We start from the raw sequence: 411 nt of genomic DNA, 5'->3' as shown, positions 1-411 counted from the left end.
GGGCACGCTGGTGCTGTTGAATGGCCGCCGCCTGTCGTACTACGGCGCGCCGGCGGGCTTCCAGACCCAGTTCGTCAACATCGATGCGATTCCCGCCGCCGCCATCGAACGCATGGAAGTGCTGACCGACGGCGCCTCGGCGGTGTACGGCACCGACGCGGTGGCCGGCGTGATCAACGTGATCACCAAGCGCAACTTCCAGGGCGCGGAGATCAGCTTCACCAACGACACCTCCTCGCGCATCGACTCCTACGGCGAGCGCCAGGCCAGCATCACCGCCGGCTTCGGTGACCTCACCGAGAACCGCTTCAACATCTACGGCGCGGTGAACATGTACCGCCGCGACGCGATTCCGCTGGCCGACTTCTATGACAAGCGCCCGGACCAGTACTACGTCAACAACCCCAACTA

Annotated in this window: 1 protein-coding gene; it reads left to right on the top strand. The window is 64.7% G+C overall.

Annotated elements, in window-relative coordinates; all coding sequences use genetic code 11:
* Window positions 1–10: 10 nt before the first annotated feature.
* The coding region (locus tag AC1DOP_RS27335) for a TonB-dependent receptor (protein ID WP_477254433.1) at window positions 11–411 on the top strand (401 nt) is incomplete at its 3' end.

The organism is Massilia sp. 01N410, assembly GCF_056399665.1.
This window is presented reverse-complemented; position numbering and strand designations above follow the sequence as displayed.